The 25,353-nt window shown below is 57.7% G+C and carries 20 protein-coding genes and 4 pseudogenes; 14 read left to right on the top strand and 10 right to left on the bottom strand.

The window, feature by feature from the left end:
* Positions 1-185, bottom strand: a 185-nt coding sequence (locus BSU04_RS16015) for a phage integrase N-terminal SAM-like domain-containing protein (RefSeq protein ID WP_179258184.1), incomplete at its 3' end; no start/stop codon positions are given.
* 443 nt (positions 186-628) lie between these two features.
* Here BSU04_RS16015 and BSU04_RS16010 point away from each other — a divergent pair.
* Both BSU04_RS16010 and BSU04_RS16005 read left to right on the top strand, forming a co-directional pair.
* Positions 629-2,368 carry a VRR-NUC domain-containing protein gene (locus BSU04_RS16010; protein WP_256982829.1) on the top strand — a complete coding sequence of 580 codons (1,740 nt, stop codon included), beginning with the start codon at positions 629-631 and terminating at the stop codon, positions 2,366-2,368.
* Positions 2,365-4,635 (top strand): ATP-dependent DNA helicase, encoded by a 2,271-nt coding sequence (locus BSU04_RS16005; RefSeq protein ID WP_089161507.1) that lies wholly within the window; start codon positions 2,365-2,367, stop codon positions 4,633-4,635. The genes BSU04_RS16010 and BSU04_RS16005 overlap by 4 nt, the downstream gene beginning before the upstream one ends.
* A 513-nt stretch (positions 4,636-5,148) precedes the next feature.
* Here BSU04_RS16005 and BSU04_RS16000 read toward each other — a convergent pair.
* Positions 5,149-5,782, bottom strand: a pseudogene (locus BSU04_RS16000) (glutathione S-transferase family protein).
* Positions 5,783-6,074: 292 nt separating this feature from the next.
* On the bottom strand, positions 6,075-6,725 hold the full coding sequence (locus BSU04_RS15995; protein WP_144021255.1) for a sel1 repeat family protein: 651 nt from the start codon (positions 6,723-6,725) through the stop codon (positions 6,075-6,077).
* Positions 6,726-7,056: 331 nt separating this feature from the next.
* On the opposite strand from BSU04_RS15995, the gene BSU04_RS15990 reads away from it, so the two are divergent.
* On the top strand, positions 7,057-7,482 hold the full coding sequence (locus BSU04_RS15990) for an HU family DNA-binding protein (RefSeq protein WP_089161505.1): 426 nt from the start codon (positions 7,057-7,059) through the stop codon (positions 7,480-7,482).
* Between the two features lie 153 nt (positions 7,483-7,635).
* On the opposite strand, the gene BSU04_RS15985 is transcribed toward BSU04_RS15990, so the two are convergent.
* Positions 7,636-8,523: an H-NS family nucleoid-associated regulatory protein gene (locus tag BSU04_RS15985; RefSeq protein ID WP_089161504.1), complete on the bottom strand. Its 888-nt coding sequence runs from the start codon at positions 8,521-8,523 to the stop codon at positions 7,636-7,638.
* Between the two features lie 391 nt (positions 8,524-8,914).
* Positions 8,915-9,289 carry an SET domain-containing protein gene (locus BSU04_RS15980; protein ID WP_256982827.1) on the bottom strand — a complete coding sequence of 125 codons (375 nt, stop codon included), beginning with the start codon at positions 9,287-9,289 and terminating at the stop codon, positions 8,915-8,917.
* Between the two features lie 132 nt (positions 9,290-9,421).
* Here BSU04_RS15980 and BSU04_RS15975 point away from each other — a divergent pair, with 132 nt between their 5' ends.
* The 4 genes from BSU04_RS15975 (at position 9,422) to BSU04_RS15960 (ending at position 12,886) form a co-directional block, all read left to right on the top strand.
* Positions 9,422-9,571, top strand: coding sequence for a hypothetical protein (locus BSU04_RS15975; protein ID WP_256982831.1), 150 nt, complete (start codon positions 9,422-9,424; stop codon positions 9,569-9,571).
* 479 nt (positions 9,572-10,050) lie between these two features.
* Positions 10,051-10,677, top strand: coding sequence for a DUF7713 domain-containing protein (locus BSU04_RS15970; protein ID WP_256982826.1), 627 nt, complete (start codon positions 10,051-10,053; stop codon positions 10,675-10,677).
* Positions 10,678-11,169: 492 nt separating this feature from the next.
* On the top strand, positions 11,170-11,361 hold the full coding sequence (locus BSU04_RS15965) for a hypothetical protein (RefSeq protein ID WP_089161501.1): 192 nt from the start codon (positions 11,170-11,172) through the stop codon (positions 11,359-11,361).
* A gap of 340 nt (positions 11,362-11,701) precedes the next feature.
* The gene (locus BSU04_RS15960; protein ID WP_306427196.1) at positions 11,702-12,886 is read left to right on the top strand and encodes a hypothetical protein; all 1,185 of its coding nucleotides are present in this window, start codon (positions 11,702-11,704) and stop codon (positions 12,884-12,886) included.
* Positions 12,887-13,151: 265 nt separating this feature from the next.
* Here the strand turns inward: BSU04_RS15960 and rpoD are convergent, their stop codons facing one another.
* Positions 13,152-15,155: an RNA polymerase sigma factor RpoD gene (gene rpoD, locus BSU04_RS15955; protein ID WP_089161499.1), complete on the bottom strand. Its 2,004-nt coding sequence runs from the start codon at positions 15,153-15,155 to the stop codon at positions 13,152-13,154.
* Positions 15,156-15,729: 574 nt separating this feature from the next.
* Here rpoD and BSU04_RS15950 point away from each other — a divergent pair.
* Positions 15,730-16,527, top strand: a complete 798-nt coding sequence (locus tag BSU04_RS15950; RefSeq protein WP_144021254.1) for a hypothetical protein — start codon at positions 15,730-15,732, stop codon at positions 16,525-16,527.
* Positions 16,524-17,156 (top strand): hypothetical protein, encoded by a 633-nt coding sequence (locus BSU04_RS15945; RefSeq protein WP_089161497.1) that lies wholly within the window; start codon positions 16,524-16,526, stop codon positions 17,154-17,156. The genes BSU04_RS15950 and BSU04_RS15945 overlap by 4 nt, the downstream gene beginning before the upstream one ends.
* Positions 17,157-17,490: 334 nt before the next feature.
* Here the strand turns inward: BSU04_RS15945 and BSU04_RS15940 are convergent.
* Positions 17,491-17,774 (bottom strand): annotated as a pseudogene (locus tag BSU04_RS15940) (helix-turn-helix domain-containing protein).
* 61 nt (positions 17,775-17,835) lie between these two features.
* Here BSU04_RS15940 and BSU04_RS15935 point away from each other — a divergent pair.
* Positions 17,836-19,347, top strand: coding sequence for a UvrD-helicase domain-containing protein (locus BSU04_RS15935; protein ID WP_089161496.1), 1,512 nt, complete (start codon positions 17,836-17,838; stop codon positions 19,345-19,347).
* A gap of 67 nt (positions 19,348-19,414) precedes the next feature.
* Here the strand turns inward: BSU04_RS15935 and BSU04_RS49150 are convergent.
* The 3 genes and pseudogenes from BSU04_RS49150 to BSU04_RS15920 form a co-directional block, all read right to left on the bottom strand.
* Positions 19,415-19,612: pseudogene (locus tag BSU04_RS49150) on the bottom strand (IS6 family transposase); the annotation flags it as partial.
* Positions 19,613-19,977: 365 nt separating this feature from the next.
* Entirely contained in the window at positions 19,978-20,316 is a 339-nt protein-coding gene (locus BSU04_RS15925; RefSeq protein WP_089161495.1) for a type II toxin-antitoxin system RelE/ParE family toxin, read from the bottom strand.
* Complete coding sequence (locus BSU04_RS15920; RefSeq protein WP_047847868.1) at positions 20,313-20,549, bottom strand: type II toxin-antitoxin system ParD family antitoxin; 237 nt, start codon at positions 20,547-20,549, stop codon at positions 20,313-20,315. Before BSU04_RS15920 ends, BSU04_RS15925 begins: the two co-directional genes overlap by 4 nt.
* Positions 20,550-20,882: 333 nt before the next feature.
* Between BSU04_RS15920 and BSU04_RS15915 the strand changes: the two genes are divergently transcribed.
* From BSU04_RS15915 to BSU04_RS49145, 4 genes and pseudogenes are all read left to right on the top strand, one after another.
* On the top strand, positions 20,883-22,106 hold the full coding sequence (locus BSU04_RS15915) for a site-specific integrase (protein ID WP_089161508.1): 1,224 nt from the start codon (positions 20,883-20,885) through the stop codon (positions 22,104-22,106).
* Entirely contained in the window at positions 22,107-23,654 is a 1,548-nt protein-coding gene (locus BSU04_RS15910; RefSeq protein ID WP_089161494.1) for a tyrosine-type recombinase/integrase, read from the top strand.
* Positions 23,651-25,084 carry a hypothetical protein gene (locus BSU04_RS15905; protein WP_256982820.1) on the top strand — a complete coding sequence of 478 codons (1,434 nt, stop codon included), beginning with the start codon at positions 23,651-23,653 and terminating at the stop codon, positions 25,082-25,084. Before BSU04_RS15910 ends, BSU04_RS15905 begins: the two co-directional genes overlap by 4 nt.
* A gap of 126 nt (positions 25,085-25,210) precedes the next feature.
* Positions 25,211-25,353 (top strand): annotated as a pseudogene (locus tag BSU04_RS49145) (ISL3 family transposase); the annotation flags it as partial.

The raw sequence follows: 25,353 nt of genomic DNA, 5'->3' as shown, positions 1-25,353 counted from the left end.
AGATGCAACTGGTAGCGTCGCAATTCCTCAACGGTCGCGGTGTCGGGCGAGCGTCCGAGGAAGACTGTGAACTCGCGTACGACGCGAAGGTAGTTGGATTGCGTGGTCGGCGCGAGGCGACGCATGCGCATGTCGTCCATCATGCGCTGGCGTAACGGGCTGATAACTTCGGTGGATGTCGTCATAGCTCGGCTCCTGTCGAGTAACGAGGCGGATCGCCTCATCAATCAACATAGGAAACCAAGCCGGGTCCCTCCGAAAAACCACATGCCTCAAACGGAGGGCCTACCGCGCGAGCGGTTTAGTCCCATGGCCGAACGGGGACTTTCGTCGGGCTGCCTTAGCTATCAAACCAGCGGTATGTAACTCCCGGAAAGCCTCCTGTCGTACGATCGCGACAAGCTCGGCACTCCTCTCGCGCCCTCTGGCATCGAGATTTATCGTTCCCCGTCAGCCAGTATTGCGAGCCCTCTCTCGGCGACTCCCACGTCTTTCTCAAACCTTGAAGCGAATCGTTGCTCGTTTGCAGATTCATCTGCCCAACCGGTCAGCGAGTGGCAGGCTTGCGCAACGCCGGCCTGCGGATTTGCTATCATCACTGTACATACATACAGTTATTCGACCCTCTTTGCCTCCCGAACCACCTTATTACCTGCTCAACTTCGAGCGCGCGCTTGCATGGATCGTCGAGCGATACGACGATTTGCTTACCGTCGAAGAGCGCGCGTTTGTAGGTGGCTTTCAGGCTGCGCCGCCGGCATCGCGCGCATTGCTAGTGCGCATGTTGATGCGCCAAGGTGTGCTGTTTCGAGCAAGTCGGCTGTCTTACGATGAAATCGGGTGCCCCCGCGCAGCTGCGGTTTCGCTAATCGCGCTGGGCTGGGTCGACGCGGCACCGCATCTGTCGCTCGCCGAACTCTTTGCGCTCACTACGCGTCCTGAACTGCTGAAGCTCTTCCCTCAAGCCGCCAGCGCGAAGACCGCGCGTAAAGCGGAATGGCTGGACACGCTCACCGCTGTCTATCCAGATGCACGCCCCTACGCCGCTTGGCGTCGCACCTTGCCTGATGACGACTGCGTTTTTCACGTGACGATCGCGCCCCTGTGCGACCGGTTGCGCTTGATGTTTTTCGGCAATCTGCATCAGGACTGGTCGGCATTCGTGCTCGCCGATCTTGGCGTGTTCCAGTACGAAAAGGTGTCGTTCGCGGCGTCGTCGCGGGCGTTTCAGCGGCGCGACGACGTGGACGCGTACCTTGCGCTGCACGCATGTCGAGCAGCACTCGACACGCCGCAAGCATGGGAAGCCAGCGGCGACGTAGATCAACTGCTCAGCGAGGTCGCATCGATCAAAACCGACAACCCCTGGATCGAATCGCGTCGCGCAAAGCTGCTATTCCGGATCGGCCAACAGTGCGAGCGGCGCCAGCAATGGGACACGGCGCTGACCGTCTACGCGCGTAGCGCATGGCCCGGTGCACGCCATCGGTCGATGCGGGTCCTGGAACGCTGCGGCCGTCATGACGACGCGCTCGCGCTCGCGATGCATGCGGCTCGTCTACCGGAAAGCGAAGAGGAAAGCCAACGTGTCGCGCGGATGCTGCCACGGCTGCAACGTCGAGCCAGTCAAACAATGGCACCTGCGCACCGTTCGGCGGCGGTCGAACGGAGCACCATCGCGATTGGGCGACCCGTGGCGCCTTGCAGCGTCGAATATGCGACGCGAGATCACCTTAGCGAGCCCGACGCGCCCGTGTACTACGTCGAGAACGCATTGGTCAACTCGTTATTCGGCTTGCTGTGTTGGGAGCCGATTTTCGCGGCGCTCCCCGGCGCATTCTTTCATCCGTTCCAACGCGGCCCAGCCGATTTGCACGCCCCCGATTTCCGCTCGCGGCGCGCCTCGCAATTCGCGCACTGTCTGGCCCAACTGGATGACGGCACGTACCGCGACACGATCAGCAGCCACTGGCAAACCAAATTCGGCGTGCAGTCGCCGTTTGTGTTCTGGGGTGCGCTGAGTGATGAATTGTTGGCGGTTGCACTCGACTGCCTGCCTGCGATGCATCTGAAACTTTGCTTCGAGCGGCTGCTAGACGACATTCGCGGCAACCGCTCAGGTTTGCCGGATCTGATTCGTTTCTGGCCGGCCGAGCGGCGCTACGAGATGATCGAAGTGAAAGGACCGGGCGACCGGTTGCAGGACAACCAGATTCGCTGGCTCGACTACTGCGTTAAACATGGAATGCCGGTGCGCGTACTCGACGTGCGCTGGACCGATGAGGACACCGACCACGCCGCGAGCGACGCGCACATGCAGGACGCGGACAATGCGCGGCGAGACGCAAGCGGCGCCGAGATCGCATGAACTACGTCGTCGCTGTCCGCGCCTTGTGTGAATTTACCGCGCGTCGCGGTGATCTCGACTTGCGCTTCACGCCTGCACCTACTGCATCCGAGGGCATGGCGGGTCACGTAACCGTCGCGGCGCGTCGCGCTCGGGGGTACGAGTCGGAGATCGCGCTCACGGGTGCGCATCGCGGACTGACTGTGCGTGGCCGCGCCGACGGTTACGACGCGGTGCAGAATCGGCTCGAAGAGGTGAAGACGTATCGTGGCGATCTTGATGCTATGCCCGGCAACCATCGCACGCTGCACTGGGCGCAGGCGCTCGTGTACGCACACCTGCTTTGTCAACTGCGCGGGCTCGCGGAGATTGGCGTGTCGCTCGTGTATTTCGACATCCAAAGCCAGAAGGAGACGCTGCTAACGCAGACGCACACCGCTGCGTCGCTGGAGGCGTTCTTTATTGAACAGTGCGAGCGCTTTATCGATTGGGCCGCGCATGAAGAAACGCATCGCAATGCACGCAACGCCGCATTGACCGCACTCGAATTTCCGTACGGGCGGTTTCGGCAGGGGCAGCGGGAACTGGCGGTATCGGTGTATCGTGCGGCGCGCGACGGCAAGAACCTGATGGCGCAAGCGCCGACCGGGATCGGCAAAACGCTCGCGACGATTTTTCCGTTGCTAAAGGCATGTGCGGAAGATCGGATCGACCGCATCTTCTTTCTGACTGCCAAGACACCGGGGCGCGCATTGGCGCTCGATGCGATCGAAACCCTACGCATAAGCGCCGCCCCCCTGCCATTGCGCGCGCTCGAACTCGTCGCGCGCGACAAAGCCTGCGAGCATCCAGAAAACGCATGCCACGGCGATTCTTGCCCGCTGGCACGCGGCTTCTATGATCGCCTCGACGCTGCGCGCCGTACCGCGCTAAGTGGCACGCGTCTGGACCGCGTCGCGGTGCGTGACGCCGCGCTTGCGCACGCCGTGTGTCCGTATTACCTCGCACAGGAACTGGCGCGATGGAGTGATGTGGTCGTTGGCGACTACAACTATTACTACGACAGCAGCGCGCTGTTATTTGCGTTGACACAGTCAAACCAATGGCGCGTCGCGGTACTGGTAGACGAGGCGCACAATCTGCTCGATCGCGCCCGGCGGATGTACAGCGCGTCGCTCGAACAGCCTGCGCTTCGCAGTGCGCGCGCGAACGCGCCGAAAACGCTGAAGAAGCCGCTTGATCGGCTCAGTCGCGCATGGAATGCGTTGAACCGGGTGCAGCAAAGTGACTATGAGGTCCATGAAGATGTGCCGGGCCCATTGCTGTCGGCGACGCAAAATCTGATCGGCGTCGTGACTGAACAGCTCGCAGATGCGCCGCTCTCCATCGACCCAACGCAACTGCGCTTCTATTTTGACGTGATGCAGTTCGTGTCACTCGCCGAACAGTTTGGCTCACATTCGATCTTCGACGTCACGTTGACGCCAGGCTATGTGGCGGACGCGTCGAGCGCATCAACGACGACGCTTTGCGTGCGCAACGTGATTCCCGCGCCGTATCTCTCACCGCGCTTCGCGGCAGCGCATACGACGGTGCTATTTTCAGGCACGCTCGATCCGCATCATTTCTATCGTGACACGCTTGGTCTACTTCAGAACACCGCGTGGCTCGACGTCGAAGGGCCGTTTCGCGCGGAGCAGTTACGGGTGCGTGTCGCGGGCAACATATCAACGCGCTGGCGTGACCGCGAACGCTCGCTTGCGCCGATCGTCGAGTTGATCGCACGGCAATATGCCGAGCAGCCCGGCAATTACCTAGGCTTCCTGAGTAGCTTCGATTATCTGCAACGTGTCGTCGCACTGATCCGTGAACGTCATCCGGAAGTGCCCGTGTGGGCGCAAGAGCCCCGGATGGACGAGACCGCGCGTGAGGCCTTTCTCGCGCGCTTTCAGACAACTGGCAGCGGGGTCGGTTTCGCGGTACTGGGTGGCGCGTTTTCAGAGGGCGTGGACTTGGTTGGTGACCGCTTGATTGGTGCGTTCATCGCGACGCTCGGCCTGCCGCAAACGAACGACGTGAACGAGCAGATGCGCAAGACGATGGAGACGAAGTTCGGCAGCGGATACGATTACACATACCTGTTCCCCGGTTTGCAGAAAGTAGTGCAGGCAGCGGGGCGCGTCATCCGCACTGAAAACGACTCGGGCGTGGTGCATCTGATCGATGACCGCTATCGGCGGGCGGAGGTACGACGCCTGTTGCCGAGTTGGTGGAGCGTGCCGCGGTAGCTCGCCGCACGTCAAGGCATATTATTAACGCGCGTGACCGGTATCCGGACATCAAATAACGGAAACAGTCGAGAGGAACCGCCACATGTGACCGCTTCGGAGGTGCTGATTTCGAATACGTTTCGCGTGGCTTCTCAGACGTGACACAAAAGGCACATCGCAGTGGGCAAGTCTTGTGTGCTGCAGCGCGCTACCGCGAGAAAATCATGCGTTGTGAGATTCACGGCAGCTAGCCGAAGATCAACCCTATCGATGATTCGGCCGAGAAGCCTCGTCCGCTCTTGCGTCTGCCCTTGTAAAGAGGCTAGCGGGCGACGCTAGGGTTCCCGCGCCCTAACCGGCTGCTAAGACACAGCGGCGAGACGCACAACAACTCGCGCAGAGCATCTATCCTAGCCTGCGATGCCCAAATTTCCACGCTTCGCCGCCTCCGGCCGCTGCCGGCTGCATGTGAGACTTTTTAACAGCCCTGGTATCTATCCCTGAGCGATTGGCGCAGCCTACCTTCACGCTTCACCGTAGATCATCGAGCTTGACAGCCAGACCCCGCTGTACACCCGGCCGGGCGAGCAGCGTTTCATACCACCGGTAAACGCTAGGAAAGTCAGCGAGCGAGACTTCATGCCGCTCATGTCGCCACACCCAACCTAGGATCGCAAAATCCGCGACCGACAGGTCACCCGCTACAAACTCCACGTCCGCGAGACGCCGATCCAACACGCAGTACAACCGCCTCGTTTCATCCGAATACCGCTTGAGGCCGTAGCGGCGGTCCGCCTCGGGTTCGACCGCGCGAAAGTGATGCACCTGTCCGGGCATCGGTCCAAAGCCACCCATCTGCCACATCAACCACTCGAGCACGGGTACACGTTCGCGCAGGTTTGCGGGCAAGAACTTACCCGTCTTTGCAGCAAGATAAAGCAGGATTGCACCCGATTCAAAGACGCTGATAGGTTTGCCGTCCGGTCCATCAGGATCAACGATTGCAGGTATCCGGTTATTCGGGCTAATGAGCAGGAAGTCTGGCCGACGTTGCTCGCCTTTCGTGATGTTCACCGTCTTCACTATATGGCAAACCCATTTCTTCGAGCGCCACACTGATCTTGCGTCCGTTGGGGGTATCCCAAGTATGGAGAGCGATGGGCATAGGCAGTAAAGATCCGGAAGTGCAGCATTAGCAACCATTCGCAGCTCAGCGAATGGGCGTCGCGACGTCGATTCGTAGGCGAGCAACCTTACCTGTCCGTCGCTACTAAGCTTAGGCGTCAAGCAGGGACGTTTGTAGATGATATTCTGAGGATGAGCATACTGCGGCCGCGCGGTCCGCTATCGCGCTAGCCGATATCTCGATCGCCATCTGTTGGATCCCTCGCCCGAGGAAAAGGCTTCACCCGCAAGTCCTCGCTTACCTGGCGCCCAAGGCCGCCAGTGCCTCCACGTCAATCGGAGCTTGCCGTGCCGGCACGCTTGTACCACTTTAGCGCGAGCGCATGATCCGGAAGTCTGTCGCCTGCGGCGCCCGCGCTCCAGCGATTGTCCCAATACAGTCCAAGCGTATGCGCGGCTTGTCGAAGCCCAAATCCGAACGCTAATTCATACTGCGCCTTGGCGAGTTCCGGGTCGGCATCTGCACCCCGCCCAAGGCGCGCGCTATCGCCTAGTGCGGCCGCAGAGAGTCCTTTCAAAGTATCCTGTGCATTTTCGTCCTTCAACACATCCACGAGGATACGATTGCCCAACTGAGGATCGGGCTCACCCCCGGTACCTGCGAATAATGATAGTGCAAAAGCGACGCGCAACGCCGGATGCTTGTCAACGCCGACCTGCTCAAGAAGCTTGCGCCCGAGATAGGGAGCACCCGAGATTGTCGAAACAAGCAGCGCATTGGCCGTAGTCGCAATTGTTTCGAGTGGAGCAAAGCCCGACTTATAGGCCGATATCACGTGACGATAGAATTTTTCCACATCGAGCGCCGCGTCGTGCTGCTTTAGCGCCTGCCATTCCCGATGTATTTGGTTAAACCAGGTCACTTCCGACATCGTCCAGACTCCTTCTAAGAAAGCTTGTCCATGATACTCCGCGATAGTCAATGATAGTCAGCGGCTGTGGCGTACTTCCTGTAGACACCGATCTCTCGCTTCACCGAGACAAGCCGCTGCGAACGTGGTCGGTAAATCGGTGCACCGCGTTCTGTTACGAAACGATCCTCGAACATGGTGGTTGCGGCCGTAGCGTTACCTACAGGTCGTCGTTGTCCTAGTTTTTCGGTCAAAACTCTCTTGATTTAAGGCCTCATACGTTGCGCCATCCAGTCAGCCTTGATACGCTGGCGCCCAACCCGAGAATTTGTACCTTTGCGTGAGTCAATGACGGTGCAAAGGCAAAGATCTTGGGCAACCATTGATTCGTCACAAGGACAGTATGGCAACTGCTACCAAGAAAGCGACCCGACCCGCCGCGAAGAAAGCGGCAACGCCCGCCAGCAAAAAAGCTGCACCCACCGCGAAGAAGGCTGCTGAAGCGGCTGCCTTGAAACCCATCAAGGATTCGTTCACGAAGGCGTCGCTGGCCCTTCACCTGGCCGAGCGCGCTGGTGTCGAACCGAAAGCCGCCAAGGCGCTGATGGCGGCACTGGAAGAGACTGTGCTTGCATCGGTTCACAAGAAAGGCGCGAAGGAGTTCACGCTGCCGGGTCTGCTGAAGGTTGTCGCTCAGGATGTGCCGGCCAAGAAGAAGCGCTTTGGCAAGGACCCTTTCTCAGGTGAAGACAAGTGGTTCGCAGCAAAGCCCGCCTCGGTGCGCCTGAAGGTGCGCCCCCTGAAGAAGCTTAAGGACGCCGCGCTGTAAGCAAAACGTTCTGATGTCAAAACGCCCCTCGCGACGAAGCGCAAAGGGGCGTTTTTTTGTAGCTCGTGGTCTGGTCACGCGAATCTAAATTCCGCCAACCACTGAGTAACCCGCGTGCCGCTTCAAGAGCGGCCCCACGCCAACGTAGCGCAACTATGCGGTCGCTTCAACCGCAGCGGATTGCGAAGCAGCAGCGACATCCGGTGCCGGGACTGCCTTTTTGGGAGCGCCCTTGCGGCCGACTACCTTCTTTGCAGCGACCTTCTTGGCTACCAGTGCCGTCTCTTTAGCCACCACTTTCTTGCCCGCGACCGCCGACTCCGGCGCTACCGCCGTCTTGGTGGGGGCTTTTTTCGCAGCCGTTGCCTTTTTCGCGGCAGCTTTCTTGGCGGTCGCTTTCTTTGCGACCTTCTTGGATGCGGTTGCCTTTTTCGTGGCACCGGTCTTGCCACTTGCCTTCGCTACCGCGGCGTTCTCGGGTGCTGCGGTTTGCGCGTCGACCAGAAATTTCGTACGATCCTTCACATTAGCGAGCCATGCGGGTGCAGGTCCGCGGCCACTCCACGAGGCGCCCGATTTCGGGTGACGGTATTTCGCCGGTTGCGGGCCCGTGCGCTGGCCGCGGTGCGTATCAGCCGAAGTCGCCTTTACCGCAGTTTCTATCTGACTGATTGGATTGGTGGTCGCTGCAACGCCATCTTTAATCAAGAACTTCGTACGATCTTTTGCCTTCGAAATCCAGACGGGTGCGCTACCGCGTCCAGTCCACGTGACACCGCTCTTCGGATCCTGATATTTCGGTGCGACTTTGCTGCCCAGAGAAGTCGACGCCTTTAATTTCGTACTCGCAACTGCGCTGCTTGCCGCTTTGGTTTCCCGTCTCGCTTTCGCCTTTTCTTCGATATGTTGCGTCGTAAGTCCGTATTCCAGCATCAACTTACGAATCTGGTCGACTGCTGATTGCGCTTTCTTCGCGATCAGCATATCGGCCTGCGCTTGCAACTTCTTCATCTTTTCCTGAATGACTTCGAGCGTGGGCATAGTGGCCTCCGAGTAGGATTGTCCGCACTATGCCACGTTGATTTACTTAAGCAAACCGATTAGTGCGTTCTTGGCATTACAAATGCGTACTCAGCTACCTTCGATTCGAGGAAGCTCTATCTCTGAGTTTCCACAGATAGTCGGGATTTCTGATTTCAGGTCGACTTTCTCTGTTCGGGGCGGATGGGCGTACGGGTGGAGTATTTGACGATTTGTCGAGCCGATTGATCCAAGGCACAACCTTGCTATCGATGCCTCCGAGTTCCTTTTGTTATTACAAGGTGAACTGCGTTTAGCCGAATTGGGTTGTCGCAAAATCGTTGCCTTTTTCGAACAGTTTTAGGCAAACGCTGCTTCTCACTTTCGAGTGACGCACATCTGTACGTCGCCTTCATCGTCTTTGTCGGACGCTTGGCTGCATCGAGTCGGTAATCGATAAGCGTTCGTCGCCGGGTTCGATATTGGCAATCGCACGGGTATAGACCCGCGCACCGTCTTGCTCCGCCTCGCAGTTCGGTGCGCAACTGTGATTCATCCAGCGCGCAGAATTTCCGCCCACCGCCCCGTCGATGATACGTCCTCCTTCAAGGCCGAAGAAGAAACCGTACCCTTCCTCCACCTGACTGCGCGCAAATCGACGATTGGCGCCGCGCGCCGATAACAACTCGCCCTTGTACTCGAGCAGATAGTCACCGCTCGGTATTTGAGAGACGGCAAATACACCGCGACCGTGGATAGTTGAATGGCGATCGACAAACCTACGCATTTCTCATCGCCGTTAAAATGCCCCCAAAGAACCTCGACCCGAGGCAGAATCATATCGCCCTAAAAATGAACGATCTGTATGCCAACCCGGAAACGAACTCCCAGATTTCACCGCCAGCCGCAACGGGGCACCTTGGTGCGCTATGACGACCGTATCGCCGAGGTGCTGGGCGCGGCACGGGGCAATCGCGTCATGATCCGATCGGTCCATCCGGACGGCATCACGCGCCTCACCGCGGTCAAATGGATCAACCTGGTTCCGCTTGGCGAGCAGCTGTTCTGAGCGGCAGTCGGTTCGATGGATCACTGTTGCACTGATCCTGTTCCCGAAAGTCGCTCGCCGACGGGGTAATGCCGGTGTCACCCATTCACTTCATCTTTAAATGCCTTGCCGGGCGGTGGAATTTCACGGTCTTTGCAGCAGGAATTTTGATTTTCTTCGCAAGTCTTGGGATTGCGTCCATTGTGCGCCGCGCGACTGCCTGTATCCCTTGGCAGACAGAGATCAGCCATGGAGACATGCAACCCGCACGCTCGTTCCGTCATCGTGGGCATTGTCGACGAAAGGACTTTCCCTCGATGCTCCCAAGCGGCGCCTTGGGGACAAACTGTACCTGACGAGAGGCACCGCCCCAAGTGAGCGCCTTCTGTGATCCAGATCTCAGCTGCATCCCTAGGTGGCCTCAGACGTGACAAAATAGGCACGTCGCAGACGAGTCAGATCTTGTGTGGTGCAGCCCGCTACCGCGCAAAAATCATGCGTTGTGGAACGCACTGCGTATTCGATTCACCTGGAGCTCCGCCATGTCCGTCAACCAATGCGCAGCTTGCGGCGCCATCGTGCCGCAGTACGATATTGTCAATGCCGTAAGTGACGGATATGACGATCGACTATTGTGCACCGGCTGCTTCAACCGCGAAATGGCTCGTCGCACGGGTCTCGATGATTTCGCGGAGATCAGGTTTAAACCAGTCCGCCTGCCCGATGCCAACGGAGTCGTCCATGAATTCCATTTTCGAAGTCTTTTGTTCGGCGACAAACTTTCTCTAGAGGCATTCGATTCGACAAGCGAGGAAGAACCATCCGGATATCGCTTTCAGATCATCGGCGATCCGCTATCGGATCAATTCGTTTTGCTGGGAAAGCTGATTGAAAAGATGCGCCGTTTGCTTGCGGTCGTCCACGTAAGAGAGGGCGATCTCGGATTGCAGATTGCCGACGAAACGGTCCGAGGCAGAATTGAATGGGACGGTATCGAGGATTCGCGTAGGCCATGCGTCGTCATAGATGGTCGTCGCGTCGAGTGGGACGAACTCGGACGCATGCTGATGACCTTTGAAGGATGGCAGTTCAAGCTCGAAGTGTGCGATCCGAGTGACGAGATTTGAGGTGTAGTGGCCGCATCAACGCCTGCGCAGGCTTGATTGGCAGAGTTCATTATGCTCTTGGCTCGCAGCAGCAGCCAGCCCGCATCTATCGGCTGAGGACGACGACGAGCGCTTCGAGCCATGGTTGCTTGAGCTCATCGCAGCGCAAATGCGCGATGCTTTGCGCCAACTGCCAAGCGGGAATGGTCAGAAAACCGAACGTGGTTTGCGCACTCGGTTTCTAAACCGGGATCGGAATGATAATTCCGGCGTGGCCGAACAAGGAGTGCGTAGGATGGTAGAAGAACGCCGCATTTCGTGGAGACCTCGTTCGCTTGATGGCGAAACACGGCAACCGTGAAACAGGGGTGAAGCGCCTAATGAACAACGGAACAACGGCTTCATGTGGATGCCGAAAACGTAAGCCGGAACGTCACCGTAAAAGGAGCCGCCAAACGGTCCGCGCTGATAAAATCCGGCGTGACAAGGACTTTCTCCGGAACCTCGCCCATCATGAACTATCGCGTCAGCTACGAGCACAGCCTGGCGAGCGCGCCCGACGACTACATCGCGAAGGTTCCGTCGCAGGTTGTCGAAGGCGTGCCCGCGAACATTCCGCGCGCCCTTCTTCCCGAGTTCATCACTGATCTCATCCTGAAACGCTCCATGCGCATCGGCAAGATTCGCCATCTACGAATTATTTAGCGAACGCTGTCCCTCGATCCTGACATAGAGGTCCCCGACACAAGACAGTCAGCACCCGGGTTACGAGAATGGCTCATTGCCTGACGGCGAGTCCGATTCCTGACACCCTCGCCTATAATGCCAAAACTGATAGTGATTTCACGGGGAGCCCTACTTTATGAGTCAAACACACGGGCGATACACGGGATCTCGAGATAAGGGCCAGCGTCAATCGCGCCAACCTTCGAACACGACATCCCACCGACAGAACAAACCATATGTAAAAGCTTCACCTACTCGAGACCCGGCCCAAACGGCATCCATTTTCAAAACGCGTTCGTTTAAGTTGTTGGTAGAGGCCGTGGGTGCGGAAAACATCGCACTGGGACTGGACTCCAACTTAGCGCGCGTGGCCGAATTGGTGAGCGGCGAGAGATTCACACCTGAGACAGCCTTTCATATCGAAACGACGCTTGGACTGCCGGACGGATTTTTCGATCAACCCAATCCTGTCCTCACAACCGAGACCATTGAACGATTGAAGTCGCCATTGGACTTCATTCATGCCAACACCGAGCCGGAAATAGCGTACGAGCACGTATTGAATCCGGCTCCTGTTACGCAGGCCAATCACCACTCTACCCTCACCGCTCCCTCGCCCAGAGAACCAGAAATGCCAAAAAACACAAATGGCGGGTCGGCCAAGACCGTCGCGAAGAGCAACACTTCGTCGGCGAAGCCTGCCACGGCAACCCCGACGAAATCGGCACTTGCGAAAGTCAAGGCGTCTTCAAAGTCAGGGGCTCAGTCAACCTTGCCGTTGAATGACGTCGCAGCTTTGGAAAACATTCGTCGTGCCAATTTGCACGTGCTTACGTCCCGCAAGGGATCCAAGGTGCGGCTCGGCACGGTGATGGAAATTAGCGATTCCAACATGGCTAATCGTTTCTATGGACAGAAACGAATGGACGATGCCGAGGCGAATCGGTTCACCGAACGCCTTGGTTTGCCGACTGGCTGGTTGGACGTTCCGCGTTTAGTAACGGACATCCCCGGGTCGGTGTCGGATTTGCTTGTTTCGCCGTCGCGCCATGCGTCCGCTCAGCAAACACAGCCGCCTGCAATAGAGCCCAAACCAAAAGCGACGAAGAAGGCTGCGAGTACGACGGTGCAAACGGCGGCCGCTCGACATGCCCTGCCACATGATATTGATGGCAGCGGTGTTTCAACGAGTCTCGCCACGGAGACGAATGCGGTGATTGTGCAACTAGATCAAGCACTCCCGTCCTCTTCCGAACCTGCGATTAGGCAAGCTTCCGATAACGGTGTCTCGTTCTCCTCCGTGCGTCAGCAGTTTGCGCCAGCCATTGCACAGCAAGCCACCACGGAGCCGCGCCGTGTCACGCCAGCCACGAGCTTGGACGACCTGCAAGGTATTGAGCCGATAGCGGAGGCGCTGATCAAGACACTCGCCGGCAAAGCACGTACGGGTCACTTAGACGAATTCAAAGCCTTGGAACTGTTGCGACAAGCAGTCTTGCTTTGACATCATGATTCGGCACGGCAATTGATTTCATCGGTCGGACGTTTGACTCACCACTGTCGTCCGCGAGGACGGCTCTCGCTGGCGTTTCAAGTGCGCGAGCGGCACCGAAACGGTTCTGGAATCTCGGAGCGTAAAGTACCGCGAGTCAAGCCGCAGTGAATTCGCCGATACGAAATGTTCGGCCCGAGCAAGCGCGCCGAGCGCACCCACCGTGGGCGGTGCTTCTCACCGCACAACTCGACACGTCCATGCGCGGGTGCGTGGCTCACTGGTCGAGAAATGGCCGCAGCTTGTCGGCACGGCTCGGGTGCAGCAGTTTGCGCATCGCCTTGCTTTCGATCTGCCGAATCCGCTCGCGCGTCACGTCAAACTGTTTGCCGAGTTCCTCGAGCGTATAGTCCGACGCCGTATCGATCCCGAAGCGCATCCGTAACACCTTCGCTTCTCGCGGCGACAGCGCATCGAGCGCGTCGTCAATTGCGGCGCGCATGTTCGCGCGCACGGCCGCGTCCACGGGCGATGCCGCCGTGGGATCTTCGATCATGTCGCCAAGCGTCGCGTCGGCGTCCTCGCCCACTGGCGTCTCGAGCGACACCGGCTGCTTGGCGATTTTCAGAATGCCGCGAACCTTCTCTTCCGGCATTTCCATGCGCTCGGCCAGCGCCGCAGGATGCGCTTCCTGTCCGGTTTGCTGCAGGATCTCACGTGAAATTCGGTTGATCTTGTTGATCGTCTCGATCATGTGCACCGGCACGCGAATGGTTCTGCCCTGGTCGGCGAGCGAACGCGTGACAGCTTGCCGCACCCACCACGTCGCGTAGGTGGAAAACTTCCAGCCGCGTCGATACTCGAATTTGTCGACGGCTTTCATCAACCCGATATTGCCTTCCTGAATCAGATCCAGGAAGTGCATGCCTCGGTTCACGTACTTCTTCGCGATGGATATCACGAGGCGCAGGTTGGCCTCGATCATCTCGCGCTTCGCTTGGCGCATTTTCGACTCGGCCGCCATCATCTGCCGGTTGATTTTCTTCAACTGCTGCAGCGGCAGTACCGCATTCACTTCGATATCGATGAGCTTTTGCTGCTCCGCCTGAATCGCCGGCAGACTCCGCTCGAGCGCGGCACCGAACTCGCGCGACGCTACCGCGGTCTTTTCGGTCCAGCCAAGATCGGTCTCATGCCCCGGAAACAACTCGACGAACTTTTCACGCGGCATGCCGCACCGGTCGACAGCGATTTGCAGAATGTGTCGCTCGACCGTGCGGACCTGGGCGACCTGCTGCTGCACGTCAGCACACAGCCGGTTGATTGTTCGCGCCGTGAAACGGATGGGTGCGAGTTCACGCTGGATCTCTCCACACACCCGTAGGAAGTCCACCGCGCCCTTTTCTTTCGTGGCGTCGACACGCAGCGTTTGATCGAACAAATCACGCACTCGCGCAAAAATAGCCAGACTGTCGCTCGTGAGCTGTTTCAGACGCGCTTCGTTGGCCTTCGCCGAATCCACCTCCTCGATCTCGCTGTCCTCATCGCTCTGCGCGTCGTCGCCGTCGGCGGGGTCCGTGTCGATGTCCTGTGAAGTTGCCGTGTCTAACGACGGCAGTTCGTCTTCTTCGAGGTCTTCATTGAGACCGTCAACCAATTCGTCGATGCGCAGTTCACCGGCCTCGATTTGCTCCGCACTTGAAAGGATCGTGGAGACAGTGGCCGGGCAGGCCGCAATCGCCTGGATCATTTCGTGAAGGCCGTCTTCGATGCGCTTCGCAATCTCAACCTCGCCCGCGCGACTCAACAATTCGACCCCACCCATTTCACGCATGTACATGCGCACGGGATCGGTCGTACGTCCGAATTCAGAGTCAACGGTGGAGAGCGCTACTTCCGCTTCCTCGTTGGCCTGATCGTCTGAGACGGCTGCCGGTGCAGCGTCGTTCAGCAGCAGCATCTGCGCGTCAGGCACCTGCTCGTAGACCGCCACGCCCATATCATTGAACGTACTGACAATGGCTTCGATCGCAGCGCTCTGCGCGAAGTTGTCAGGCAAATGATCGTTGATGTCTGCGTGGGTTAGGTAGCCACGCTCTTTACCCAACTGGATGAGCGCGCGCATCTGGCGTTGCCGCTCTTCGTCTTGCAACGCAGTGGACGCGGCGTCGATCGGCAGCAAGGCCGCGGCGGCCTTGCTCTTTGATGCGCGCCGAGCCGGTGTTTTCCGCGCGGATGCGGCCGTGTCTACTCCTGAATCGTCCCGATCAAAGTTTCCCATACAATCTCCTCGACAGGTTTGCTCGGCGATGGCGAGACCAGTGGCTAAAGGCATCGCGCCTGCGTCCACGGACATTCGTGGCTTCAGACACCCACAACTTATAGGATCGCAACGAGCAAAGAACGTGGTCCGCTTACACGGGCGGCCGCGTCTGGAACAGCGCAAGGAATGCGCAACCTTGAATTTTAACACGAGTTGCTGCAACGCACCAATTAAAGGCATTGCGCTCACTCCAGTGTCTCGAGCTCCCTGCCCCTCGGCTCCCCAGGGGTGTAATAAGGGGATGATAATTAAGGCTATCCGGGCCTTCATTTCGGGACAATCGCGGAGGAGGGCGGTTGAACCGTCGCGGATGGCTGATCAGGCGTCGTACGTCTCGAGCGGCTGGGTTGCCAGCGGCGGTCACCTCATTGTCGGTTGAGTCGGCGAACGTCACGCCCAGCCTGCGCGACCCCTCGCGCCGTCTCCGGATCCGCGAGCAGGCAAGCCAATGTTTGAAGGGCGCAGCTCGCCGGCTTGGATCGATAGCTAAAAGTGCTAAACTTGGGTTACTAGCCTTATTTGGGGAAATGCGATGGCTCTCACCTTTCCAAAAAGCCACACGAGTGAGCGTGCCCGCTCGCGCACGACGGCGGTGTCCAAGCCAATCCGCGCCGAGACGAGGGACGAGCATGGTTCAAGGGATGCTTTAATGCGCCGGATGCTCGGACAGATTGTCGCGAGCACGGCCAACCCTCCCATGCGCGCATTAGACCCGACCGCCTGGACCGCCCATCAACGGGATTTGACAGATCACCTCGACAGCGAAGTGCGGGCCTTGTCTGCCAAGCTCGGCCAATTAGGCCTGGACCCGAATGTCGTTGGACTGCTGGGAAAGATCATTGACGCAAGCGTGACTCGGCAAGTAGTCGATCTTCTCGACGTGGCCCGTGAGGGCACGGGCATCCTGGCGCACGGGGCCGACACGACGCTCATCACCGCCGACATGCTTCCGGCAGGCGAGTTTGGTCGTCGCATCAACGTTAGTGACGAAACCGTACGCCAACGCGAAAAAGACGGGCATTTATTTTCGGTGCTACCTGCGGGGCGCGCCCGAGGCAGGCTCTATCCCGTATTTCAGTTGCTGCCGGGTGTAATGGGCAAGCCGCTCGATGCAGTCATCAGTCGATTGGGAGACGTGGGGGGCGCATCGATCTACCAGTTTCTTTCTTCCGGATCGGAAGCGCTCGCTGGGCTGTCACCGCTCCAGGCACTAATTCAGGAGCCCGATGTGCGTGAAGAATCAACGACGTTGATGAAACTATCTGACGAGCAACGCCTCGAGGCCGTATTGCGCGCCGCGAACGGGTTTTTGGCCGAACTGAACGCATGAGCTTTGTACTCCCTTCGTACTCGGCAGCCGACCTAGAAGTGGAAATGACCGATGCAGGAGCCCTTTCACTAGCTCGCCTCGTTGGTCATCCGAATGGAGAATGGGAGCCGCCGCTTCCTACTTACCGGAACTTGCGTGTCGACCCTCCGGCAGGAAGCAAGAGCAAGTATGCGGTCCTTTATACCGGGGTCAATCTTCTGACGGCCGCGATGGAGTGCCATGTTCTTAGCCTCAGTTCATTTGGTGTTTGGACGCTGAACGAAAAATCGGAGGCGAAGTATCAAGTCGCGCGGTACGCCACGGGGGCGCCCGGTGTGTTCATTCCCCTCGACGGCCGCAACCGCAGGACGCTGGGTCTTGCGAGCCTACAGGCCGAGGAGTTGGGAGGATATAACGCCCATCAACAAGTCGGCTTGAGCTTATTCACGCGCTACGGCAAGGTGGCGCACGGCCTATGCTGGGAATCATTTCACCGTAACCAGCCCGGGCGCGTATACGCTATCTGGCACAGTCGCAAGAGATCGCTCGGCCTTACGCTGCAGGGCGGGCCGCTTGTTGCCTTGAAAGCGGATGTCGAGTGGCAGGCAGGACTGAGCGAGATCCCGGATCTGTTACGCCTTCTCGGCTGACGCGCCGGCGAGCGCACCACTGCTTTGCCCGCGCAACCCGCGGGCCTTTTCGCATTGGAGTTGTTTGTCAAAGAGCCTCAAGCTGGGTCGCGATCTACCGAATTCGGGATACCGTCAAGATTCGGATGTTTAAGGACGCCAGAAGTACTGAACTCTTCGTCCCATAAGGCTCTGTACCAACTCTGCTTTCCGCTTTTCGGTCGAGCAATGGCCAGCGCCAAACCGTTGATTCTATTGATAGTGCGGTGCGGCTGTCGTACGTTTCTGCCCGAATCCTGATGGCACGCCATTACGGCGGGGCTTCATGCCGCGGATCGCGGCACTGCCAAAACACCTACGCGTCGGACGCCGCGAGCTGACTATCAGTTTCGCGCATCAATGCAACCGTGCTGCGTTCAAGCGCTCTGGCGATCTTGAAGATGATCGCCAGCGTGGGCATGTGCGTGCCGCGCTCGACCTCGCCCATGTGCGAATCCCGGCCAGGTTCGCGAGCAATTCCTGCGCAATCCCGCGCTATGTGCGCAGCGCACGCACCGCAGCGCCGAAGGCTTGGGCCAGCTCGGCATCGAAGGTAGTGGCGCCGGCCGGTCGGCCGCGCTGAATGGCTTGCGTCTGCATAGACAGAAGCGTCAATTGGCGGAACAATTAAAACCACGTTATTTTCTCATCCCGTACCCATATGCCTCGTGCGTTTAAGCCGACTGATGAGCAAAATGCGATCATCGATGCAATCTCAGGCGGTGGCGACCTGAAGATCAAAGCATATGCCGGGGCTGGGAAGACCTCAACGCTCGGGCTTATCGCCGCCCACCTTTCTGAAAAACGTGGCAGTTATTTGGCGTTTAACAAAGAAATCGCGGACCATGCGCGTCGCAGTTTCCCATCGAACGTCAGCGCGCGAACAATTCATTCGCTCGCGTATGCGTCGGTAAAATCAAGTCTCACTGCGCGTGTCAATCTCCCCGCGGAACCACCGCACGATCTTGCGGCTCGGTATGGGCTAGGTCCAATGCATGTTCCAACTGTCACCGGGATAACGGTCGAGCTCACGCCGTTCGAACTTGGACGGATGGTTTTTGATGGTCTGGGACGGTTTTGCCGATCCGCGCAGGAATTGCCCGAAAGTCTTCACATTCCGGTCGACGAGAAGATCGACACAGATGCGGCTCGTTGGCTGCGCGAAACGCTTCTTCCCTATGTGAAAAAGCTTTGGAATGAGAGCATTTCCCCAAACGGGCGCAGCGCGATCGCACCCGATGTGTACCTTAAGGTTTGGGCGCAAGCGCAGCCACGTATCGATGCTGATTTCATCCTTTTCGATGAGGCGCAGGATAGCGACGGTGTCATGCTCGCGACGCTCGCCCTTCAACGCCATGCTCAGGTCATCTACGTTGGCGATCCCTACCAGCAGATCTATGAATGGCGCGGGGCGGTCAACGCCATGGATCAGATACACGCAGCAGAACGTGCGCTCACGGAATCATTCCGATTCGGGCCGACGTTTGCGGCACTGGCAAGTCGTCTTCTTTCCATGCTTGGCGAGCGCACGCCGATTCGCGGACAAGAAAATATTGGCTCGATAATGGTCGAGGATCCAGGCGTCTCGCCGCCCGTTGACGCAATTTTATGCCGTAAGAACGTCACGGCGATCTGGCAACTGGCCGCCGGCGTCGAAGCCGGTCACAAGGCCGCGATTCGAATGACTCCAATGGAGATCGTCGCCTTTGCGGAGGGTGCGGAGAATCTTCTTGCCGGGAATCGCGCCTTCAAACCCATGGCATTTTCGTTGTTCGAATCGTGGAAAGATGCTCAATCGTTTGCCGCAACGCCCTTTGGGCGTGACTTGCAACCAATCGTGCGCATCGTTGATGAACTTGGCACCGCCTTTTTGCGAGACCTGGCACGGCGAGTGACACCCGAGTCCCAAGCGGACTATGTGATTTCGACGGTCCATCGAGCGAAGGGACTTCAATGGAAGCGAGCGAGGATCACCAACGACTTTCGATTCAAAACAGAAGGCGGCCGTTTCATGCTGGATGAGGATGAAATGCGTTTGCTTTACGTGGCCGTGACCCGGGCACAGCACGTTCTCGATATATCCGAGCTTCGTGAAGATCTTCTTCGATTGTTTGCATCACGCAAACATGGGTTGAGCGGTACGCCATTAACCTACAGCACTCGGAAGCCGTGAGAGCAGCCGGGATTTAGCGTTCGCCACGATAAACGCCCTCGGCATTTTGCTCAACCGCCGCCCTAACGCGACGGGTCACTTTCGCGCGCCGGGTAAAGTTTGCATTTAATTTATCGCACCAGCATCGAATCGTTTCGCAGGTCACGATCAAGCCGCGTTCGAAGAGCGACCGTCAATGTCGTGTAAGCTCAACTGGAAGCGGAAGTACCAGCAAACGGTGCAGCTGATGACGCCAGCGGGAAAACGAATGACCGTGGTAAAGCAATTTTTGATTTCTTCATCGCGCCATCTTACGCGACGACCCAGAAACCTGACAATGCCTTCTAAGGTGCCTCAAACATTAAAAATACGCGTTGGTAAATTCGTTCGCAATACTACTCAGGTTTACATAAATAGAATGATCGAAATTTAGTTTGTTCGCATTCCTATGCGTATTAAGGCGAGCGGGTTATCAATTTGTGTAGCGGGCCGCTGCACAAATTCGAATATATGGTGCCTCCAAGATGCGAGGTGACAGTCTGCGCATGGCGGGGAGGGCTGCTGGTTAGATGCAATGTCCGTGCACGATGGGGCGGCAAAAGGGGGAAGCGCGTGAATGCTCCTCACGGACCTGGTGTTGTGCAGAGGCTGTCAATGAGTCTCATCGTCGTTGCTCTCCAGCCAAGCCGGAATATCACGCTTGCCGTTGAGCACGCGCCAGACTTCCACATGAGCCTCGCGCACAATATAGAAGATTAGGTGCGGATACCGATTCAGTGGCCACGACCGCAGGTCTGGGATACCCAGCTCGTACGCGTAACGGGGAGATCCGATGTTCGCGTGCTTGGAGAGACGCTCGTAAGCCTGCTCGATCTCCGCGATGAATCCGAGCGCAGCCTGCTCCGAGCCTTCGTCTACGAGGTAGTGCGTCACCTCGTCCTCCACGTCCTGCCTGGCTAGCCTTGTCGGTATGACGGGCTTAGCCCTCATTTGCGAGAAGTACGCACGCGAGCGCGCAGCGATTCGAAGTAGTCGGCGTCAACAGGGGCGGCGAGGCCGGACGTTGCGCCCTGCAGGATTATTGCGCGCAGACGCTTGCGATCTTGGTCTTTTCGGATCAGTTCGCGGACGTATTCGCTACTCGTGCCGTACCCGCCCTCGCCAACCTGTTCGTCGACATAGACCTTCAGCGAATCCGGTAGGGAAATGTTCATAGTCGTCATAAAACAACTCTAGCACGCTTTGGCAAATTTTGCCAAAGTGATGCGGTGTTATGAAGCGGCTGATACAAAGTGACTGTTACGGCTTTGGTGCGCATAGACTATGAACGGTAGTTGGCGTCTGGCGAACAAAGAACCGGATATTCACCGTGCGCGCGGTGTTCGACCGTACGCTTGGTCAATTCATACCGTATTTATTTTACATAATTAAGATTATCGTAGGAGCTAGTATGATTACAGCCGTTGCATCTGGAACGACTGACAGATGGTTCTGACCGCAACATCGATTTGATAAATGGTATCTTCCTGTGTCGCGAAAACTGGCAGAACGCAGGAATGCTCGAACAACTATCTGATAAGTTGATGCCACCGGGACTGCGAGGCCCGATTCTGGTCGATCAACGCGGGTTGCCGCGATACTGGGCGGCTGTGTGGGCGACGACGTCTGCTGCGCAGTTAGCTGATTCAACACACGTCAAAAAGCTGCGCTACATCGAGAATCTGTATCAACATGCGGACCAGTTGCGCGGCATGTCAGCGTTGGACGATGCGCTGGGAACATTGAATGACGAGGTGTTGGCCGAGATCCTTGAATCGTGGTTCGTGTCGATCCGCAACCAGCCAAACGGTACGGACATTGACGAGAAGCGCTGGCAGACCGGTCTGGGGTTCGTAACATCGGTTGTCACCTTGGTGTATAAGAGCCAGGCGGCCGACAATCGGATCCGGCGTATTGAAGAACGGCTGAACCGGCTTTCAACGCTTTATAGCCAGCTTCACGTCCGCAGGGTCAAGACGATCGAAACAGTTCGTTCGTTGCCAGCGAGCACGGTCGAAGCGCTGTACGAAGTACTGGACCCGGAATCGGCAATGAACCCTTTCGCCAGGGATAAGACGCGTTGGCGCGTATTCATTGCATTTGTATTGATGCTGCACCAGGGGTTGCGGCGTGGCGAAGTCTTGCTGTTGCCCGTGGATGCAGTCAAAGGTGCCTACGATCACAAACAACACCGGACGCGGCATTGGCTCAACGTGCAGGAAAACGAGTACGAAGACTCAGACGGCGATCCACGGTATTCCAAGCCAGGAATCAAGACCGCTCATTCGATTCGGCAGGTGCCGGTCAGCGAGTTAACGGCCAGTATGGTGCAAACGTACGCCGGAAACTATCGTGGCCGGCCGCGGCATTCGTTTCTGCTGAACTCGCAGGTTGATATGCCGTTGTCGACCGAAGCGTTGACGAAAATGTTTGCGCAGATCTCACACCGCTTGCCCACGTCCGTCTTGAAAGAACTGAAAGATCGAACTGGCAAAGAGTCCGTCACGCCACATGATCTGAGGCATACCTGTGCCGTGGTGCGGCTTCATCAGTTGCTTGAACAAGGCGACTCGATGGACGAAGCCCTCCAGAAACTGCGCACCTTCTTCGGCTGGTCCAAGACATCATCGATGCCGTCACGGTACGCACGAGCCGTGTTTGAAGATCGCTTGGCCAGCGTGTGGAATGATGCCTTCGATGACCGGGTGGCATTGTTGCGTGCGCTTCCGAAGGGACACTAGATGAGCAAGTCGCGTGCGCAACGAGATTTGTTTGGAAGCGGAGAAACAGCGACCGATGTCATTGGTCTGCTCTGTGCCGCATTGCCGGCCTTACCACCGGTCATCCGTTACTACGACGACTTCGCCGACAAGCCGCGATCCATCCGGACTTCGGTTGAGCAATCTGCGTTCGAGCTGTCGATTAACGGTAACCGCGTCAACGTTGATTTCTCACGACTCGACGAGCGTTGCGCATTCGTGTTCAAGCACGTCTTTCTCTTCATCCTTGGGCAGAACCTTAGCATTGCGACTGCTGCACTTTACGTCTCGTACGCACACAATCTGGCTGTGACTGACATAGCGGCTATCCTGGGTGCGGGGCCTACCGGTATAGGTCCGCTTTGGACGGCTTTGCGTGCCCGGACCATGACGGACCACACGTATCTGTGTGTAAAGTACCTTCTTCACCTGTTGTGCGAGCACCGGCTGTTCGGGTGGTCGGCTGACTATAGCGTTTACATTCGCACCGCTCTGCCCTTGCCTGCCCGCGATGCTTACGCGGGTGTCCGGTCTGGCGATGTGTTTCTGGGCGCGGACGAAGAAGCAGCGATAGTACGACATCTGGACGAAATGACGGCAGCTCTTACGTCATCGGCGGGAACAGATCCTTTGCACGAGGATGTCTGTGATGCAGGAATGTTGCTGTGTGCCTATCAGTTCGCGATGCGCCCAATCCAGATCGCAATGCTGACCATGCGAAATGTGCGTATCTGGCAGGATGCACCAGACGGGCCGCCGACGGTTCATCTAACCTTCCATATGGCAAAGCAGCGAAGTGACGCGAAGAAAAAGCCACTCACGCGTCGGGCCAAGCGTGAATGGGCTCCGATCTTCGTTGCTCTCAATGCCCAACGACAGGCTGAAGTTCTCGCGGGTGCTGGGCGCTTCTTTGCTGTCGAATCGAACTATGAGGCTGGAGCGCGGATTGCCGCGCTCGTCAGAAAACTGATCAACTCCGAAGATCTCGGTACCGCTACGGACCTACGCCACACCGCAGCGCAGCGACTCGTTGACGCCGGCGCAAGCCACGAAGAACTGGCCGAGTTTCTGGGCCATTCGCACACACAGACGGGCTTGGTGTATTACGCGACCTCGGCGACCCACGCGGAGCGGGTGAACCGGGCACTCGGCGCGTCGGACATATACCGACGCGTGGCGAAAATTGCACACGACCGGTTCATCTCCCCGGAGGAACTCACCCTTCTGAAAGGCGAGCAACAGATCGCTGGCGTGCCTCACGGCATTCCGATTGCAGGTATCGGCGGATGTTCTTCGGGGCAGCCTGCCTGCCCTTACAACCCGGTCACGTCGTGCTATGGATGCAGGAAGTTCATGCCCTTGCACGATAAGGCGATGCATGAGCACGTGCTAGCCGCCATGCGTGAAGTAGTGGTGTTCTTCGATCGGAGTTCTCGCGGCGACACCAGCTCGCCGGCCTACCTGCAACTGCAACGCACGATCGCTGAGATACAGGCGGTCATCGAGGAACTGGAAGGCGACAATCGATGAATCCACAGTACTCCGCGTTCATCGAACTAGGCAAAACGCTGGTTCGGGACAGAGGCATACAGTGGGACATGCCCGTCGACAAAACAGGCTCCGCACGCGACGGCGTTGGCTGGAACCTTACCGTCATTGCCGGCGACGTGCCGCCGCCGAACTATTATCTCCGAGACCTCGGGGCTGATACGAAGGCACTGGCTATCGTCAATGCGGAGCGCGCCGAGGGCAACCTGACGCCACTTGCCCTCCAAGCTCTATCGCCCGCGTGGCAGGACCTCATCAAGGCCGCAGTCGCCGAGCAGTTGCTGTTCAAGCGGAACAAGGCCAGTTATGTGCTGCAGTGCATTGCGCGTCCGCTGCGTGTGATCGCCACATGCGTGGACATGGAACCGTGGCAACTGACCGTCGACGATTTGCGTCTTGCGGTCCGCATCGGGAAAGCGATCCAGTCCTCCGGAAAACTGGGTGACCTGGTTGCTGGCATCGTCAGGGTGGTGTTTGATGCGCAGCACATCTGCGACGCCGGTCAGTTGTACTCGTCTCTCGCTGTTCCTCGCATGAAAATGAAAAGCGCGATCAAGGCGAAACATATCTGGTCGCAGGACGAATTGCGCGCCGATCTGGAGGCACGCAAGCGTGAGGAGCGGCTCCCTGAGCGCCGAGCGTTCTGGGAACTGACCCGTATCGTAATGACCGAGAAACCGCGCACGTTCATGGACGAGCTACGGTTCGCTGCGATACGCACGATGATAGTAACTGGCTTGCGTATCGGCGAAGCTGCGCTACTCCCGGTTGACTGGAAGCGCGAGCGAACCCATCTGGATTCAAGAGGGCTCCCCGCAGGGGAATCTGGCGGCATCTCGACATCGCTCATGCTCCGCCACTTCGCTGAAAAGCAGCAGGATGATGAGTCGGATAGTGCTGTGCTGCATGAAAACACGCAGCCTGTGCCGGACATGTTCCGGACGCTGCTCACTGAGACGCTTGATCATGTCGCGAGAATCACGGAGCCACTTCGCGCAACGCTGAAGCTGCAGTGCGAAACGGGGCGACTACTGCCGTGGTATGCGAACGATGATCTTGTGTCTATCACCGAACTTTATACACGTTTGATGGGTAATCCGTTCCGGACCGCAATCTCTCGTGAAGCCTTTGTCGACCGCTATCGCGAAGGCTTCGACCCTCGTGTCCTGATCGACTTGCATCAGCGCCAGTCTATGGAACATCGGACAGGCGCAATCCAACTCGACATGGCGCTTTATCAGTTTGCGCACCGCTTGCAAAAGAAGATGGCGGCTCAACAGATTGCGTTACGATTCCGCAACGCAAGTGGCTCTGTCATTCCAATTGCTAGTGATCGGAGTTGGCCCACGGAACGCATGTCTTGGCACAACACTTACCTGCGCGGGCCCAAGGACGTTTTGAGTGGAACTTGACATCAAGTACCATAATGGCCTCCGCTGTTTCCCATCAGATTCTTTGTAAGCCGACGGCCATGTCGACGGGTTGCGAAGAAGTGATGGTAGGCAGTAGTCGCCCTTATCTGAATCGAGGAATCGTCTGTGAGTGTTGCCGTTGAAACCCTGTTTACTTCCGCGTTGGGTCTGCAAGCTCCGTGGATGGTATCCAGAGTTGAGCTCGATACAACCAAGCGCCGGATCGATTTCGAAGTGTCCTGCGACGCGAAAAAGTTACCGTGTCCAGC

This window comes from Caballeronia sordidicola (assembly GCF_002220365.1).
Taxonomy (GTDB): Bacteria; Pseudomonadota; Gammaproteobacteria; order Burkholderiales; family Burkholderiaceae; genus Caballeronia; species Caballeronia sordidicola_C.
This window is presented reverse-complemented; position numbering and strand designations above follow the sequence as displayed.

Excerpts from the sequence above, each read along its gene's own strand:
- BSU04_RS16005 (WP_089161507.1), top strand. The coding sequence starts at position 2,365 with ATGAACTACGTCGTCGCTGTCCGCGCCTTGTGTGAATTTACCGCGCGT.
- BSU04_RS15990 (WP_089161505.1), top strand. The coding sequence starts at position 7,057 with ATGGCAACTGCTACCAAGAAAGCGACCCGACCCGCCGCGAAGAAAGCG.
- BSU04_RS15985 (WP_089161504.1), bottom strand. The coding sequence starts at position 8,523 with ATGCCCACGCTCGAAGTCATTCAGGAAAAGATGAAGAAGTTGCAAGCG.
- BSU04_RS15980 (WP_256982827.1), bottom strand. The coding sequence starts at position 9,289 with ATGCGTAGGTTTGTCGATCGCCATTCAACTATCCACGGTCGCGGTGTA.
- BSU04_RS15965 (WP_089161501.1), top strand. The coding sequence starts at position 11,170 with ATGAACTATCGCGTCAGCTACGAGCACAGCCTGGCGAGCGCGCCCGAC.
- rpoD (WP_089161499.1), bottom strand. The coding sequence starts at position 15,155 with ATGGGAAACTTTGATCGGGACGATTCAGGAGTAGACACGGCCGCATCC.
- BSU04_RS15950 (WP_144021254.1), top strand. The coding sequence starts at position 15,730 with ATGGCTCTCACCTTTCCAAAAAGCCACACGAGTGAGCGTGCCCGCTCG.
- BSU04_RS15945 (WP_089161497.1), top strand. The coding sequence starts at position 16,524 with ATGAGCTTTGTACTCCCTTCGTACTCGGCAGCCGACCTAGAAGTGGAA.
- BSU04_RS15935 (WP_089161496.1), top strand. The coding sequence starts at position 17,836 with ATGCCTCGTGCGTTTAAGCCGACTGATGAGCAAAATGCGATCATCGAT.
- BSU04_RS15925 (WP_089161495.1), bottom strand. The coding sequence starts at position 20,316 with ATGAGGGCTAAGCCCGTCATACCGACAAGGCTAGCCAGGCAGGACGTG.
- BSU04_RS15920 (WP_047847868.1), bottom strand. The coding sequence starts at position 20,549 with ATGACGACTATGAACATTTCCCTACCGGATTCGCTGAAGGTCTATGTC.
- BSU04_RS15915 (WP_089161508.1), top strand. The coding sequence starts at position 20,883 with ATGCTCGAACAACTATCTGATAAGTTGATGCCACCGGGACTGCGAGGC.
- BSU04_RS15910 (WP_089161494.1), top strand. The coding sequence starts at position 22,107 with ATGAGCAAGTCGCGTGCGCAACGAGATTTGTTTGGAAGCGGAGAAACA.
- BSU04_RS15905 (WP_256982820.1), top strand. The coding sequence starts at position 23,651 with ATGAATCCACAGTACTCCGCGTTCATCGAACTAGGCAAAACGCTGGTT.